Raw genomic sequence first — 15,691 nt, 5'->3', positions numbered from 1 at the left:
CCGTCGGCGGGAGCGCCCCCCTGAACAGCAGCGCCCGAACAAAACACCTGGGCCCCAAATTACTTCGCCTTGCCCGGATCCTTCACACCCTTGATCACATCGAACTCGACGTTGTACAACTGGCCGTCCTTCTTCTCGACCTTGCGCAGATACACGTCCTGCACGATGTCGCGCGTCTGCGCATCGATGTAGACCGGGCCGCGCGGGCTCTCGAAGATCTGGCCCTTCATGGCGGCCAGCAGCGCATCGCCGCCGCCCTGCCCCTTGGTGGCCTTGAGCGCTTCGTAGATCACGCGCATGCCGTCATAGCCGCCCACGGCCATGAAGTTGGGGCGCATCTTCGGGTTGGCCTTCTGGAAGGCCTCGACGAACTTCTTGTTGGCCGGTGACGGGTGCGCGGCCGAGTAGTGGTGCGAGGTGACCACGCCCAGCGCGCCGTCGCCCATGTCGTTGAGTTGGTCGTCGTCGGTCACGTCGCCGGTCGCGATCATGCGGATGCCGGCCTTGTCCATGCCGCGCTCGAGGAACTGCTTCATCACGGCCGCGCCGGCGCCCGAGGGCACGAAGACGAACAGCGCGTCAGGCTTGGCGTCGCGCACCTTCTGCAGGAACGGCGCGAAGTCGGGGTTGCGCAGCGGCACGCGCAGCTTCTCGATCACCTTGCCGCCGTTGAGCTGGAAGCGCTCGCTGAAAAACTTCTCGGCGTCGTTGCCCGGGCCGTAGTCGGCCACCAGCGTGACCACTGTCTTCACGCCGTTCTTCGGTGCCCAGTCGCCCATCGCCACCGACACCTGCGGCAGCGTGAAGCTCGAACGCACGATGTAGGGCGAGGCCTCGGTGATGCTCGACGTGGCCGCGGCCATCACCACCTGCGGCGTCTTCGACTGCGTGGCCAGCGGCGCAGCGGCCAGCGCGGCCGGCGTGACGCCGAAGCCCGCGATCACGTTCACCTTGTCGTTGACGATGAGTTCCTGCGCGAGGCGCTTGGTCACGTCGGGCGTGGCCACGTCGTCCTTGACGATCAGCTCGATCTTCTTGCCCGCCACGGTGTCGCCGTTCTGCGCCATGTACAGCCGGGCCGCCGCCTCGATCTGCCGGCCGGTGGAGGCCTGCTGCCCCGTCATCGGCAGGATCAGGCCGATCTTGAACTTGTTGCTGTCCTGCGCAGTGGCAAGCGACATGGAAAGCGCAAGCGCCGTGAGGCCTGCGGTCTGGATGAGATGGCGTCTTTGCATGAAGTTTTCCTTGGAGGGGCGGATGCGAACGGGGAGCTATTTTTCAATACTTTGCAACATGCGGCGGAGCAGGCAATCACCTACTCCACCGGCGAGGCGCGCCTTTGTTGCGCGATGAACAAATGAACTGCGCGATGATCGCGCAGCGCAACGGGCTGCGTGCATGCATCCATTGCTCAGCCGCGGCGGCGGATCAGCTGCACGCCGGGCAGCGGGCGCTGTTCGGCGGTGGGCGCGCCATGCAGGGCCTCGCGCAGGTTGCGCCGCGCGATGCGGCTGTGCTCGCGCATCAGCGCCTCGGCGCGCGAGCCTTCGCCGGCCTCGATGGCGTCGAGCACCTGCAGGTGCTGGTCCTGCGCGATCACGAGCATGTCGCGCGCCGCAGGCGAATTGGCCTGCACGATGACAAAGCCCGAGGGCGACGCGAACGGCAGGTTGACCACGCGCTCGAGCTGCTGCGCAATGACCGGGCTGGCCGCCATTTCGCACAGCAGCGAATGGAACTTCTCGTTGTGCGTGACGTAGCGCGAGAAGGCCGCGTCGTCGAGCGCGGGCTCGCGCAGCAGTTCGTCGATGCGCGCCAGGCAGGCGCGCGCCTCGCGCAGCACCACCGGCGCCGCGCCGCGTTCGGCTGCGAGCCGCGCCACCAGGCCTTCGAGCGTGCCGCGCAGCTCGATGGCATCGGCCACGTCGCGCTCGGAGAAAGTGCGCACCGCATAGCCGCCGTTGGGCAGCGCCTCGAGCAGGCCTTCCTGCTCGAGGCGCATGAGCGCGCTGCGCACCGGCGTGCGCGAGACGCCGAGTTGCTCGGAGATGGCCACCTCGGCAATGCGCGCGCCGCCGGGCAGTTCGCCGGCCAGGATCATCTCGCGCAGCCGCAGCTGTGCCTTCACGGCCTGCGAGCCACCGCCGTCCGCGGGCTCGACGGGTGATGCAGCTGCGGCTTTCATGCGGTTGCGGGCGTTCTCATGAATACTGAATGTATACAAATCTCGTGAGACTTTCGCTGAAGAAGCATCAATTTGAGGGTAAACACCAAGCCCGTTGTACACACCAATGTCCGTTCCTGAGGCGATACGATGTCCATCGTTTTTCAGCCACGACGGAGATCACCATGTCCCAGCACGCCGCCCTGCCCGCCCGCTACGACCACGTCGGCAGTTTCCTGCGCCCCAAATACCTGCTCGAAGCACGCGAGCAAAAGGCCAAGGGCGAGATCACGCCCGAGCAGCTGCGCAAGGTCGAAGACAAGGCCATCACCGAGATCGTCCGGTTCCAGGAAGACATCGGCCTCAAGAGCATCACCGACGGCGAATTCCGCCGCACCTATTTCCACATCGATTTCCTCGACCAGCTCGGCGGCGTGAAGACCGACATTCCGGTCACCATCCGCAAGCCCGACGGCACCGAGGAACTCGCGCCGCCCGCGATGCGCGTGCTCGACAAGGTGCGCCACATCAAGGACATCCAGCTCGCCGATTTCCAGTACCTCAAGAGCCAGGTCTCGGCCGGCCGCACGCCCAAGGTGACGATTCCCTCGCCGACCATGCTGCACTTCCGCGGCGGCCGCGCCGGCATCAGCAAGGAGGCCTACCCCGAGCTCGACCCGGTGTTCTACGACGACGTGGCCAAGGCCTACGGCGACGAGCTGCGCTCGCTCGCCGCCGCAGGCTGCACCTACGTGCAGATGGACGACACCAACCTCGCCTACCTGTGCGACGAGCACATGCGCGAAGCCGCCCGCAAACGCGGCGACGACCCCAACGAGCTGCCGCACCGCTACGCCGCCTTCATCAACAAGGTGGTGGCGCAGAAGCCGCCGGGCATGCTGCTGGCCATGCACCTGTGCCGCGGCAACTTCAAGAGCACCCACGCCGCGGCCGGCAACTACGAGCCGGTGGCCGAGGCGCTCTTGAAGGAAATGGACCTCGACGCCTACTTCATGGAATACGACGACGCGCGCTCGGGCGACTTCAAGCCGCTGCGCTACCTGCCCAAGGGCAAGACGGTGGTGCTGGGCCTCGTGACCACCAAGTTCGGCGAGATGGAAGACAAGGACGAGCTCAAGCGCCGCATCGAGGACGCCGCCAAGTACGCACCGATCGAGCAGCTCGCGCTGTCGCCGCAGTGCGGCTTCTCGAGCACGGTGCACGGCAACAACATCGCGGTGGAAGCGCAGCGCGCCAAGCTGCGCCTCGTGGTCGAGACCGCGCAGGAGGTCTGGGGCTCGACCTGAGGCGCCTTTCATGGTGAAGTCGGGGGCATGAAGACCCAGATCTATTCCGCCCCTCTCAGCATGTTCGGCGCCAAGGTGCAGATCGCCGCGCTCGAAAAAGGCGTCGATTTCGAACTGGTGATGGTGCCGTTCACCAAGGACGACACCTACGAGCCCAAGCACCCCGAGGTGCTGCGCGTCAACCCCGTGAAGCAGCAGGTGCCGATCCTGATCGACGGCGATGTCGAGCTGTTCGACTCGACGCAGATCTTCGAGTACCTCGAAGACCGGTATCCGAATCCTGCGCTCTGGCCCCAGAGCATTGCCGAGCGGGCCCGCGCGCGGCAGCTCGAGCAGAAGTCGGACGAAGTGTTCTTCCCCAACGTGATCCGGCTCTTCGGCCTGCAGCACGACATGCAGAGCGCGCCCGCCGTGGCGGCCTGCGCCGCCTGCGCGCGCTACTACGAGGAAATGGAAGGCCTGCTGGCCACGCGCGAGTACCTGGCGGGGCCCTACTCCTTCGCCGACATCGCCTTCTACATGGCGCATGTGTTCGCCGACCGCAAGGGCGCCGGCATGACCGATGCCACGCCGCGGCTCGTGGCCTGGCGCGGCCGCGTGGGCGAGCGGCCCGCGGTGCGCGCGGCGGTCGATCCGATGATGCGCTTCCTGGCCTCCGAGGGGCGCGGCGTGCCCGCCTTCCTGCAACGCTGAGCGGCGCGAACCAAGCCTCGGGCATCATCGCCACATGCCGAATTCCGCATTCGACTGGCTCCCCTCTCCGTCCCAGCATTTCCTCGTCGTCACCTTTGCACTGCTGGTCTATGTGCTGACCACGCGCGCGCGCCGCGAGCAGCGCGCCCCCACCACGGCCATTGCCTGGGTCATGGGGCTGGTGCTGATGCCCTACCTGATCCTGCCGATGTACCTGCTGTTCGGCCAGCGCAAGCTGCGGCCGGCCGGCTCGCCGCGCCCGGCGCGCACGGCTGCGCGCGCGCACTGGGCCGCCGACCTCATCGAGAGCTTCGGCCTTGCGCCGCCCGGGCGCTGCGACATCCGGCTGCATGCCGACGGCGACGCCGCGCGCGAGGCACTGTGGCAGGTGATCGACGGCGCGCGCGAGCGCATCGACGTGTGCACCTTCATCATCGGCGACGACGCGCTGGGCCATGCCGTGATCGAACGGCTGGCGCTGCGCGCGCGCGAAGGCATCAAGGTGCGCGTGCTGCTCGACGGCTTCGGCGCGCTGACCCTGCCGCGGCGCCACATGCGCCTGCTGCGCGCGGCCGGCGGCGAGATCGCCGTGTTCCGCCCCTTCTTCAGCCTGCGCCGCATCGGGCCGCGCAACCTGCGCAACCACCGCAAGTTCACCATTGCCGACGACGGCTGGCTGTGGTCGGGCGGACGCAATCTCGCGGGCGAATACTTCACCGGCAGCGACAGGTATCCCGACGCCTGGCGCGACCTTTCGTTCGACCTGCGCGGCAGCGTGGCCGCCGCGGCGGCGCGCCAGTTCGACCACGACTGGAGCTCGGTGCGCGGGCGCAAGGCGCGCGCCATCACGGCCGACGACGTGGCAGAAGGCGCGGGCAGCGCCATGGCGCAGTTCCTGCCGAGCGGCCCCGACCAGACCGAGGACACCGCCCATGCGCTGCTGATCGATGCCTGCTTTCGCGCCGAGCACCGCGTGCTCGCCGTCACGCCCTACTTCGTGCCCGGCGACGGGCTGCGCGATGCACTGCGGCTGGCCGCGCGGCGCGGCGTGCAGGTGACCATCGCCATGCCTGCGCAGTCGAACCACCGCCTGGCCGACTTCGTGCGCGCACGCGCCATGCGCGACCTGGCGCGTGCCGGCGTGAGCTTTCGCATGCTGCCCTTCATGGCCCATGCCAAGGCCGTGGTGGTCGACGACGAACTGGCCATGTGCGGTTCGATCAACCTCGACCTGCGCAGCCTGCTGCTCAACCACGAGGCGGCCGTGGTGTTCTACGGCCCGCGCGAGATCGACTGGCTGGCCGAATGGATCGACACCATCGCCTCGGCCGGAGAGCCCTACCGCGCGCGGCGGCCGGGCCTGGTGCGCGACGTGGCCGAGGGGCTGCTGCTCACCGTCGCCTTCCAGCTCTAGGGGGCGCCGCGGCCCTGGCCGCCTCCTTCGCGATGGCATCGAGCCCGGCGAATACGTAGCGCATCAGGTCGTCCGCGAGGCCTTCGGTGTCCTTGAGCGCCGGCAGCACTTCGTTGCGCAGGTTCTTGGGAGCCACCGTCATCACGATGCAGGGCAGCACCGCGAACAGCAGGCCACGCTGCACCGAGGGATGGTCCTCGGGCAGGCCCATGATGCCGCCGATCAACCCGCGGATCAGCCGGGCCTTGGGCAGCACCGCCTGGCGGATCAGCGTGGGCAGCGCCGGCGATGGCGACAGCGCCTCGCGCAGCACCACGCGGAACCCCCAGGGCGCCTTGGGCTGGCTGCCCATCTCGACCAGGTGCGTGAGGAAGGCCCGCAACTTGAGCCGCGGATCGCCGGCCTCGCTGGCCAGGCTGATCAGCTCGTCCATGCTCACGAGCTGGCGGTGCGCCTCGATCAGCACGGTCTCGTAGAGCCCGTCCCGGCTGCCGAAGTGGTAGTTGACGGCCGCCATGTTGGTGCCGGCGCGGGTGCAGATCTCCTTGCTGGTGCTCTCGGCGAAGCCGCGCTCGGCGAACAGTTGGCCAGCGGTTTCGAGGATGTGCAGCCGCGTGGTGCTGCCGTCGGTGCGCTGGACGCGCGCCGCGCCCTCGCGCGCGGCGGGGGAACGGGTGGTGGAAGAGCGTGTCGCCATGCGCCAAGGTTAATCGAATTGAAAAAATACTTCAAATTCAAATTTCAATTTGATAACATGCGGCCGTCATCCGATCTGGAAACCGGCAGGAGCCCACGCATGAACAAGAAACCCCTCATTGCCGCTGCCGCCGTGGTGCTGGCCGCAGCAGCCGGCGGCTGGTGGTACTTCAGCCGCTCGGCCGCGCCGTCCGACCAGCTCGTGCTGTACGGCAACGTCGACGTGCGCCAGGTTTCGCTCGCCTTCAATGCCAACGAGCGCGTGGCCGAACTCGCGGTGCGCGAAGGCGACCACGTGCGGGCCGGGCAGGTGCTGGGCCGGCTCGACACGCGCTCGCTCGTGCTGCGCGTGGCGCAGGCTCAGGCGCGCATCGGCGTGCAGGAACAGGCGCTGCTGCGCCTGAAGACCGGCAGCCGCCCCGAGGAGCTGGCACAGGCCGGCGCCCAGGTGGCGGCGGCGCGGGCCGATGCCGACCTTGCGCAGCAGCAGCTCGCGCGCCTGCAGGCCATCGGCCAGACCACCGCCGGACGCGCCGTGAGCCAGCAGGACCTCGACAGCGCGCAGGCCCGCCGCAAGGTGGCGCTTGCGCAGCTGGACAACGTGCGCAAGGCGCAGCAGCTGGCGGTGGCCGGCCCGCGCAAGGAAGACATCGCGCAGGCGCAGGCCCAGCTCGAATCCGCGCGCGCCGATCTCGCGCTCATGAACCACCAGCTGGCCGAAGCCGAACTCAGGTCGCCCATCGATGCCGTGGTGCGCGCCCGCCTGCTCGAGCCCGGCGACATGGCTTCGCCGCAGCGCGCGGCCTTCACGCTGGCCATCACCGATCCCAAGTGGGTGCGCGCCTATGTCGCCGAACCCGACCTCGGCCGCGTGCGGCCCGGCCAGCCGGCCAGCGTGACGACCGACAGCCAGCCCGGCCAGCCGATCGCGGGCAAGGTGGGCTATATCTCGTCGGTGGCCGAGTTCACGCCCAAGACGGTGCAGACCGAGGAACTGCGCAGCAGCCTGGTCTACGAGATCCGCGTGATGGTCGACGACAAGGAAGACCGGCTGCGGCTCGGCATGCCGGCCACCGTGCGGCTGCAGCTCGCCTCCTCGACCGCCAGCGGCAAATCCTGATGCACGACACCGGGCCCGCCGTGGCCGCACGCTCCCTGCACAAGCGCTTCGTGGCCAAGGGCTCGAAGCAGGTGGTGCGCGCACTCGACGACGTGTCGCTCGAAGTACCCACCGGCACGCTCACGGCACTGGTCGGTCCCGATGGCGCCGGCAAGACCACGCTGCTGCGGCTCATGGCGGGCCTGATGCGCGCCGACGAGGGCGAACTGCGCGTGCTCGGCATCGACGTGTCGGCCGATCCGCAGGCGGTGCAGGACCGCATCAGCTACATGCCCCAGCGCTTCGGCCTCTATGACGACCTGAGCGTGCAGGAGAACCTCGACCTCTACGCCGACCTGCACGGCGTTTCCGCCGGGCAGCGCCGCGCGCGCTATGCGCGGCTGATGGAAATGACCGATCTCGGCCGCTTCACCAACCGCCCCGCGGGCAAGCTCTCGGGCGGCATGAAGCAGAAGCTGGGCCTGGCCTGCACGCTGGTGCGCTCGCCCGACCTGCTGCTGCTCGACGAGCCCACCGTGGGCGTCGATCCGCTCTCGCGGCGCGAGCTCTGGCAGATCGTGCAGCAGCTGGTCGACGAGGAGAAGCTCTCGGTGATCGTGAGCACCGCGTACCTCGACGAGGCCGAGCGCTGCAGCCACGTGTTTGTGCTGCAGGAGGGCCGGCTGATCGCGGAGGGCACGCCGGACGAGATCCGCGGCCATGCCGAGGGCACCTGCTTCGTCGCCGTGCCGCCCGAAGGCGAGGCACCGCGTCTGATGCAGGCGCGCCTGCTCGATGCGCGGCAGCAGATCGTCGATGCCGTGCCGCAGGGCGGCGAGGTGCACTTCATCCGCCACCGGGATGCTGACGACGCGGCGCTCGAAAAGCTGCTGGCCGGCGCGCGCGCCGAGCCCGTGCCGCCGCGGCTCGAAGACGGCTTCATGACGCTGCTGCGCACGCGGCAGGCCGCCGATACGGACATCGCCCGATCGGCGGCGAGCGAAGGCCTTGCGCCGGCCGAGGGCGAACCGGGCGAAGTGGTCATCGAGGTGAAGGACCTGGTGCGCCGCTTCGGCGACTTCGTGGCCGTGGCCAGCACCAGCTTCTCGGTGCGGCGCGGAGAGATCTTCGGCCTGCTCGGGCCCAACGGCGCGGGCAAGACCACCACCTTCCGCATGCTCTGCGGCCTCCTGCCCGCGAGCGGCGGGCAGCTGCGCGTGGCCGGCGTCGACCTGCGCCATGCGCGCGCGCAGGCCCGCCAGCGCATCGGCTATGTCTCGCAGAAGTTCGCGCTCTACGGCAATCTCACGGTGCGCGAGAACCTTTCGTTCTTCGGCGGCGCCTACGGCCTGCGCGGGCAGAAGCTGCAGGGGCGCATGGACACGGTGCTGCGGCAGTTCGACCTCGAGCGCGAGCTCGACGCGCCCAGCGGGCAGCTGCCCGGCGGCTATCGGCAGCGCCTGGCCATGGCCACGGGCCTGCTGCACGAGCCCGAGATCCTGTTCCTCGACGAGCCCACCAGCGGTGCCGATCCGCTCGCGCGGCGCGAGTTCTGGCGCCGCATCACGGCGCTGGCCGAAGGCGGCACCACCGTCGTCATCACCACCCACTTCATGGAAGAGGCCGAGTACTGCGACCGCATCGTGATCCAGGACGCCGGCAAGGTGCTGGCCATCGGCACGCCGCGCGAGGTGCGCGCGCAGGCGCAGGATGGTGCAGGCGGCGAAAGGCGCATCGACATGGAGCAGGCCTTCATCGGCATCGTCGAAAAGGCGCGGCAGGAAGAAAGGAGGCAGCAATGAGCGGCTTCGTCACCCGGCTCGTCTCGCTCACGCGCAAGGAGTTTCGCCAGCTGCTGCGCGACCGCAGCAACCTGGCCATCGGCATCCTGCTGCCGATGGTGCTGATCCTGATCTTCGGCTACGGCATGTCGCTGGACGTGAAGAACGCGCCGGTGGCTGTGGTGCTCGAAGATTCTTCGCCCACCGCGCACGAGGCGATTGCGGGCCTGCAGCTCTCGCCCACCATCGCGCCCGTGCTGCTGGGCTCGATGCACGACGCCGAGGCCCTGATGCGCGAGCGCAAGGTCGACGGCATCGTGCGCGTGCCCGCCGATTTCTCGCGCGCGCTGGCCGCGGGCAATGCGCGCGTGCAGCTCATCGTGCATGGCGCCGACGCCGGGCGCGCGACCATCATCCAGGCCTATGTGAGCGGCGCGCTCGGGCAAGCGGCCCTGCGCCAGGCCGACCGCGGCGGCGGCGCCGGTGGGGCCGCACCTTCGCCGGGCCGCGTGACGGTGGAGCAGCGCATGTGGTTCAACGCCGCGAACACCAGCACCTGGTACCTGGTGCCCGGGCTCATCGTGCTCATCATGACGCTGATCGGCGCGTTCCTCACCGCGCTGGTGATGGCCCGCGAATGGGAGCGCGGCACGCTCGAAGCGCTGTTCGTCACGCCGGTGCGGCCGGTGGAAATCCTGCTGGCCAAGATCATTCCGTATTTCGCGGTCGGCATGCTGGGCCTTGCGCTGTGCCTGCTGGCCGCGCGCTTCCTGTTTGCGGTGCCGATGGTCGGCTCGCTGTTCGCGGTGGTGCTCAGCTCGATGCTCTACCTGATCGTGGCGGTGAGCCTGGGGCTGGTGATCTCGTCGGTCACGCGCAACCAGTTTCTCGCGAGCCAGGTGGCGCTGATCGCCACGTTCATGCCCTCGATGATGCTGTCGGGCTTCCTGTTCGACCTGCGCAACGTGCCCACTGCCGTGCGCGTGATCGGCCACGTGCTGCCGGCCACCTATTTCATGGACCTGATCAAGACGCTGTTCCTCGCGGGCGACGTCTGGCCGCTGATCTGGCGCAACTGCGCGGTCCTCGTGGCCTATGCCGTGGGCCTGCTGCTGCTGGCCCGCGTGGTCACGCGCAAGAGCCTGGACTGAAGGACCGCATTCCATGATCGACTTCCTGCTGCGCATCGCCAACCTCTGCAAGAAGGAGCTGCTCGCCATCTTCAAGGACCCGGCCAGCCGCGTGATCCTGTTCGTTCCCGCCATCATGCAGAGCCTCATCTTCGGCTACGCCGCCACCTACGATCTCTCGAACGTGCCCTATGCGCTGCTCGACCAGAGCCGCACGGGCGCATCGACCGAGCTCATTGCGCACCTGGACAGCACCGGCGTCTTCCATCGCGTGGCCACGCTGCGCACGCAGGCCGAGATCCGCGAGGTGATCGACACCGAGAAGGCGCTGCTGGTGATCCAGATCGCGCCCGACTTCGAACAGCAGCTCAGCGCGGGCCAGCCCGCGGCCATCCAGCTGATCCTGGACGCGCGCAATTCCAACACCGCGGGCTCCGCAGCCGGCTATGTGGGCGCGGTGGTCGAGCGCTACAACGCCGAGCTGCGCACGCGCGCCGGCGCGCCGCCGGTTCCGCTCACCATCGAATCGCGCGCCTGGTTCAACCCGAACCTCGAAACGCGGTGGAACCTGCTGCCCGGCCTGGTCGCCGCGCTCAGCATGCTGCAGACGCTGCTGCTCACCGCGCTCTCGGTGGCGCGGGAGCGCGAACAAGGCACCTTCGACCAGCTGCTGGTCACGCCGATGTCGCCGCTCGAGATCATGATCGGCAAGGCGCTGCCACCGGTGCTGGTGGGCCTTGCGCAGTCGACGCTGATCCTGCTGGTCGCCCTGTTCTGGTTCGGCATTCCGATGGCGGGCTCGCTCATCACGCTCTACACCGGGCTGGTCTTCTTCACGGTGGCCAGCGTGGGCATCGGCCTGTCGATCTCGGCGGTGTCGGCCAACATGCAGCAGGCCATGCTCTACACCTTCGTGCTGCTGATGCCGATGATGCTGCTCTCCGGCCTGACCACACCCGTGCGCAACATGCCGCACGTGCTGCAGCTGATCACCATGGCCAACCCGCTGCGCTTCGCGATCGACCTGGTGCAGCGCGTCTACCTGGAAGGCGTGGGCCTGGCCACGGTGTGGCACAACCTGATTCCGCTGTCGATCATCGCCGTCGTCACGCTGCCGCTGGCGGCCTGGCTGTTTCGCCATCGTCTGGTCTAGGGAGCACTCCATGTCCGCATCGCGCACCCTCTTCTCCTGTTCCGCACTCGCACTTCTTCTTGCAGGATGCGCCGTGGGGCCCGACCACCGGGCCGCGCAGGTGCAGGCGCCCGTCGACTGGGCCGCATGGCACGGCGGCTCGGCGGCGCTGCTCGGCGCCGAGCGCAAGGCCGCGCCCACAGCCGGCTCTTCCGGTGACTGGAAGGCCTTCGGCGATCCGCTGCTGGACCGCTTGCAGGCGCTCGCGCTGGCCGCCAACCACGACCTGCAGACCGCCGCGCTGCGCTTTGCCCAGAGCCGCGTGCAGCGCACCGCGGCCGCGGCGCAGCAGGCACCGCAGCTCAATGCCAGCGGCAGCGTCAATCGGCAGCGCCAGAGCGAGAGCGGCGCCGCCACGCGGATGATCGATGCGCTGGGTTCGTCAGTCGCCAACCGCGACCAATTGATCCGCACGCTCAGCGAGCCCTACAACCTCTACCAGGCCGGTTTCGATGCCTCGTGGGAAATCGACCTCTGGGGCCGCGTGCGGCGCAGCATCGAGGCCGCCGATGCGGATGCCGGCGCATCGGCCGCGCTGCTGCAACAGGCGCAGCTCAGCGTGCAGGCCGAGGTGGCGCGCAGCTACTTCGAACTGCGCGGCGCGCAGCGCGAACTGCGCGTGGCGCACGCCGACATCGCGGCCGCGGCCGAATCGCTCGAACTGGTGCAGGCACGCGCCGACGGCGGCCTGGTCACCGACCTGGACCCGACGCGCCAGCGCACGCAGCTGGCCGAACTCAAGGCGCGCATTCCGATGCTGCTGCAGCAGGAGGCGCAGGCCATGAACCAGATCACGCTGCTGACCGGCGCATCGCCCGGTGCGCTGAACGCCGAGCTCGCGCCAGCTTCCGAGGGCGCAAGCAATCCGCTCGAAGCGCTGCAGGCACCGCCGCTGCCCGAGCTTGCGCTGGGCCTGCCCGGCGACGTGGTGCGCCGGCGCCCCGACATTGCCGCGGCCGAAGCCCAACTGCATGCCGCCACCGCGCGCATCGGCGTGGCCGTGGCCGACCTCTATCCGCGCGTCACGCTCGGTGCGGGCTTCGGCTACGAGTCAGCCGGCAGCGAGCGTTTTGGCGAATGGGGCAGCCGGCAATGGCATGTCGGCCCTTCCATCAGCCTGCCGATCTTCGACAACGGCCGGCGCCGCAGCACGGTGAACCTGCGCGAGCTGCAGCAGCAGGAAGCCGCGGTAGCCTTCCAGCAGGCCGTGCTCAAGGCATGGCACGAGATCGATTCGGCGCTGAGCGCCTACGCCGCCGAGCGCCAGCGCCATGCCGAGCTGGCCGAGCGCGAGCGCAGCAGCCGCGATGCGCTCACGCTCGCGCATGCGCGCTATGCGAACGGACTCACGGATTTCGGCGTCGAACTCGATGCACGCCGCGCACTGCTGCAGGCGCGGCGCGACCAGGTGCAGAGCACGAGCCGCATGGCGGTGGGCATGGTGGCGGTCTACAAGGCGCTCGGCGGCGTGCCGCCCGCCGTCGCGGCGACACCGGGTTAGAAGGTATTGGTGAAGCTCGCATTGCCGAGCCCCGTGCCGATCGTCAGCACCCCCCAGTGGGACACGTCGCGCATGAAGGGCAGTTCGCTCAGCCCCTGCACCACCGCATCGTTGTGCATCAGGATCAGCGTGGGGCCGGAGCCGATCATCGGCATGCGCCGCCACAGCGCGCTCGGCAGGTGGAACGCGCGGCTTTCCCAATCGCCGGGCAGGTTCTGCGTGCCGCGCTCGATCGAGCCGTCCTTGCGGATCAGCCCGGGGCAGGCAATGCCGATGAAGGGCGCCAGGCGGATGTGCTTTCGCTCGCAGTAGAGCACCATGTCCTCGAGCATGGCCGCGATGCGCTCGACCATGTCGGTGCGGTTCGGGTCGTCGTCGGCATGCCGCCATTTTTCGCGCCGTACCACCTTGGCAAGCGACAGGTCGCGCGCCTTGTGCCGCCGTGTCTTCACGATGCCGCAGCGCACGTTGGTGCCGCCGATGTCCACCGCCAGGATGGCGTCGTGCTTCTTGAGCATGGCGGGCGGCGCCAGGTGCACCCAGCCGATCAGGCCGCCATCGTCGACCTCATGCGACAGGCGTCCGAGCTGGACGTGAACGCCCAGTTCCTCGAGGATGGCGGCCGCCTGCAGGATGGCGCGCTCGCCCACGTCGCTTTCGGTGAAGCCGCCGCCCACCACGATGCGCTCCACCTTCTTCCATGAGGGCTGGCGCGTGAAGCGCTGGATCACGAAGGCCAGCTCTTCGGCGAATTCCTCGATGGCGCCGTGCATCAGGTCACCGGCCGCCGAGGTCTTCAGCAGCACGCGGTCGAGCTGCTTCTTGCTGAGGTCGCGCGAGTGCTCCTTGCCCAGTGGATCGGTGCCGGCCTTGCGGCGGCGCTTGCGCCAGCGCTCGAGCAGTTCCCTGAAGGCCGTCTGGCTGGCCTGGTCGCCGACGAAGCCGTCCTTGTCGCGCAGCTGCAGGCTGTAGCCCTCGACCCTGAGGCCCGGGAGCTCACGCAGGCCGTGAACGTCGGGGCCGGGCAGGAGATGGGTTTTCTTCTTCATGGCGGCCACTATGGATGCGCTTGCATCTACGAAGCATCGGTAGCCCGCACCAGGGTTTGTAGGAGATTGGCGGGTACGCCGGCCGTTTCGATATCTATACACTGGCCTGCGATGCAACTGCTCCACCACCGCATGCTGCGTGCCGCCTTGTTGTTCTTAGCCATGGCCTGGCTCGGTGCCGCTGCATCGGCGCAGCCCGGCGAGGGCACGCTGCGCGTCGGTTCCAAGCGCTTCACCGAGTCGTACATCCTGGCCGAACTGCTGGCGCAGACCGCGGCGCCGCACACCGCATCGCCGCCGGTGGTGCGCCAGGGGCTGGGCAACACGGCCATCGTGTACGAGGCGCTGCGCTCGGGCGCCATCGATCTCTATGCCGAATACACCGGCACCATCGCGCTCGAAATTCTCAAGGGCTCGCCGGCCGATACGCGCGAGGCCATGAACGCGGCGCTGGCGCCGATGGGCCTGGGCGTGGCGATTCCGCTGGGCTTCAACGACGGCTATGCACTGGCCGTGCGGGCCGCCGATGCCGAACGGCTCGGGCTGCGCACGCTGAGCGACCTTGCGAAGCACCCCGAGCTCAAGCTCGGCCTGTCGAACGAGTTCCTCGGCCGCGCCGACGGCTGGAAAGGCCTGGCCGCGCGCTACGGCTTCACGCAGGTGCCCACCGGCCTCGACCATGGCCTGGCCTACGAAGCCGTGGCCGCAAAGCAGATCGACGCGATCGACATCTACACCACCGATGCCAAGATCGAGCACCTCGGCCTGCGCGTGCTCGAAGACGACAAGAAATACTTTCCGCGCTACGACGCCGTGGTGCTCTACAGGCTCGACCTGCCGGCGCGGCTGCCCAAGGCCTGGGCCGCGCTGCAGGCGCTCGAAGGCCGCATCGACGAGCACGCGATGATCGCGATGAATGCGCGCGCCGAACTCCAGAGCGTGCCTTTCGATGCCATTGCGCGCGACTTCCTGGCCGGCACCGGCAAGGGCGCAAAGACCCCGGAGACCCGGCGCGGCTTCACCGCCAAGCTGTTCGGCCCCGATCTCTGGCAGCTCGCGCGGCAGCACCTCGTGCTGGTGGCGGTATCGGTGGGCGTGGCGATCCTGATCGGCGTGCCGCTCGCAATTTTGGTGTTTCCGCATGTGCGGCTGCGTGCACTGGTGCTCGGCTTCGCGAGCCTGCTGCAGACCGTGCCTTCACTCGCGCTGCTGGCCGTGCTGATCTCCATGCTCGGTGCGATCGGCGCGCTGCCCGCGCTGATCGCGCTCACGCTCTATTCGCTGCTGCCGATCATGCGCAACACCGTGGCCGGCCTCGCCGAAGTGCCGAACGGCCTGCGCCTGGCCGGCACCGCCCTGGGCATGACGCCGCCGCAAAGCCTGCGGCTGGTGCTGCTGCCGCTCGCACTGCCCACGCTGCTGGCGGGTGTGCGAACGGCCACCGCGATTGCCATTGGCACCGCGACCATCGCGGCCTTCATCGGCGCGGGCGGATTCGGCGAGCGCATCGTCACGGGACTGGCGCTCAACGACCGCGAGCTGCTGCTGGCCGGCGCGCTGCCGGCCGCGGCGCTGGCGCTGCTGAGCGAGGGGATCTTCGAGCTGATCGAACTCGCGATGCGCCGTCGCCGAGGCACACCGCCAAGCTCGCTACCGCTCGCCTGA

At 68.8% G+C, this 15,691-nt stretch carries 13 protein-coding genes; 9 read left to right on the top strand and 4 right to left on the bottom strand.

Annotated features, from left to right (window positions below; translation table 11 throughout):
* Positions 1 to 59 precede the first annotated feature (59 nt).
* Both RZE77_RS08610 and RZE77_RS08605 read right to left on the bottom strand, forming a co-directional pair.
* Positions 60 to 1,235 (bottom strand): ABC transporter substrate-binding protein, encoded by a 1,176-nt coding sequence (locus RZE77_RS08610; protein WP_319441490.1) that lies wholly within the window; start codon positions 1,233 to 1,235, stop codon positions 60 to 62.
* Between the two features lie 176 nt (positions 1,236 to 1,411).
* Positions 1,412 to 2,185, bottom strand: a complete 774-nt coding sequence (locus tag RZE77_RS08605) for a GntR family transcriptional regulator (protein ID WP_319441489.1) — start codon at positions 2,183 to 2,185, stop codon at positions 1,412 to 1,414.
* A gap of 164 nt (positions 2,186 to 2,349) precedes the next feature.
* On the opposite strand from RZE77_RS08605, the gene RZE77_RS08600 reads away from it, so the two are divergent.
* From RZE77_RS08600 to RZE77_RS08590, 3 genes are read left to right on the top strand one after another with little or no spacing between them, the layout of a single operon-like run.
* Positions 2,350 to 3,471, top strand: coding sequence for a 5-methyltetrahydropteroyltriglutamate--homocysteine S-methyltransferase (locus RZE77_RS08600; RefSeq protein ID WP_319431123.1), 1,122 nt, complete (start codon positions 2,350 to 2,352; stop codon positions 3,469 to 3,471).
* Between the two features lie 27 nt (positions 3,472 to 3,498).
* On the top strand, positions 3,499 to 4,164 hold the full coding sequence (locus tag RZE77_RS08595) for a glutathione S-transferase family protein (RefSeq protein WP_319441488.1): 666 nt from the start codon (positions 3,499 to 3,501) through the stop codon (positions 4,162 to 4,164).
* 34 nt (positions 4,165 to 4,198) lie between these two features.
* The gene (locus RZE77_RS08590) at positions 4,199 to 5,578 is read left to right on the top strand and encodes a phospholipase D-like domain-containing protein (RefSeq protein ID WP_319441487.1); all 1,380 of its coding nucleotides are present in this window, start codon (positions 4,199 to 4,201) and stop codon (positions 5,576 to 5,578) included.
* On the opposite strand, the gene RZE77_RS08585 is transcribed toward RZE77_RS08590, so the two are convergent.
* Complete coding sequence (locus tag RZE77_RS08585) at positions 5,556 to 6,275, bottom strand: TetR/AcrR family transcriptional regulator (protein ID WP_319441486.1); 720 nt, start codon at positions 6,273 to 6,275, stop codon at positions 5,556 to 5,558. The genes RZE77_RS08590 and RZE77_RS08585 overlap by 23 nt on opposite strands.
* 99 nt (positions 6,276 to 6,374) lie before the next feature.
* Here RZE77_RS08585 and RZE77_RS08580 point away from each other — a divergent pair, with 99 nt between their 5' ends.
* Genes RZE77_RS08580 through RZE77_RS08560 form a run of 5 tightly spaced genes read left to right on the top strand, consistent with a single transcriptional unit; the run spans position 6,375 to position 12,977 of the window.
* Entirely contained in the window at positions 6,375 to 7,394 is a 1,020-nt protein-coding gene (locus RZE77_RS08580) for an HlyD family secretion protein (RefSeq protein WP_319441485.1), read from the top strand.
* Positions 7,394 to 9,175, top strand: a complete 1,782-nt coding sequence (locus tag RZE77_RS08575; RefSeq protein WP_319441484.1) for an ATP-binding cassette domain-containing protein — start codon at positions 7,394 to 7,396, stop codon at positions 9,173 to 9,175. The genes RZE77_RS08580 and RZE77_RS08575 overlap by 1 nt, the downstream gene beginning before the upstream one ends.
* Positions 9,172 to 10,305 (top strand): ABC transporter permease, encoded by a 1,134-nt coding sequence (locus RZE77_RS08570; RefSeq protein WP_319441483.1) that lies wholly within the window; start codon positions 9,172 to 9,174, stop codon positions 10,303 to 10,305. Before RZE77_RS08575 ends, RZE77_RS08570 begins: the two co-directional genes overlap by 4 nt.
* Positions 10,306 to 10,318: 13 nt before the next feature.
* Entirely contained in the window at positions 10,319 to 11,437 is a 1,119-nt protein-coding gene (locus tag RZE77_RS08565; RefSeq protein ID WP_319441482.1) for an ABC transporter permease, read from the top strand.
* Positions 11,438 to 11,447: 10 nt separating this feature from the next.
* Entirely contained in the window at positions 11,448 to 12,977 is a 1,530-nt protein-coding gene (locus RZE77_RS08560) for an efflux transporter outer membrane subunit (RefSeq protein WP_319441481.1), read from the top strand.
* Here RZE77_RS08560 and RZE77_RS08555 read toward each other — a convergent pair.
* Entirely contained in the window at positions 12,974 to 14,026 is a 1,053-nt protein-coding gene (locus RZE77_RS08555) for an ROK family protein (RefSeq protein WP_319441480.1), read from the bottom strand. The two genes, RZE77_RS08560 and RZE77_RS08555, sit on opposite strands and share 4 nt — an antisense overlap.
* Positions 14,027 to 14,158: 132 nt before the next feature.
* On the opposite strand from RZE77_RS08555, the gene RZE77_RS08550 reads away from it, so the two are divergent.
* Positions 14,159 to 15,691, top strand: coding sequence for an ABC transporter permease/substrate-binding protein (locus RZE77_RS08550; RefSeq protein ID WP_319442325.1), 1,533 nt, complete (start codon positions 14,159 to 14,161; stop codon positions 15,689 to 15,691).

This window comes from Variovorax sp. SPNA7 (assembly GCF_033807855.1).
Taxonomy (GTDB): Bacteria; Pseudomonadota; Gammaproteobacteria; order Burkholderiales; family Burkholderiaceae_C; genus Variovorax; species Variovorax beijingensis.
This window is presented reverse-complemented; position numbering and strand designations above follow the sequence as displayed.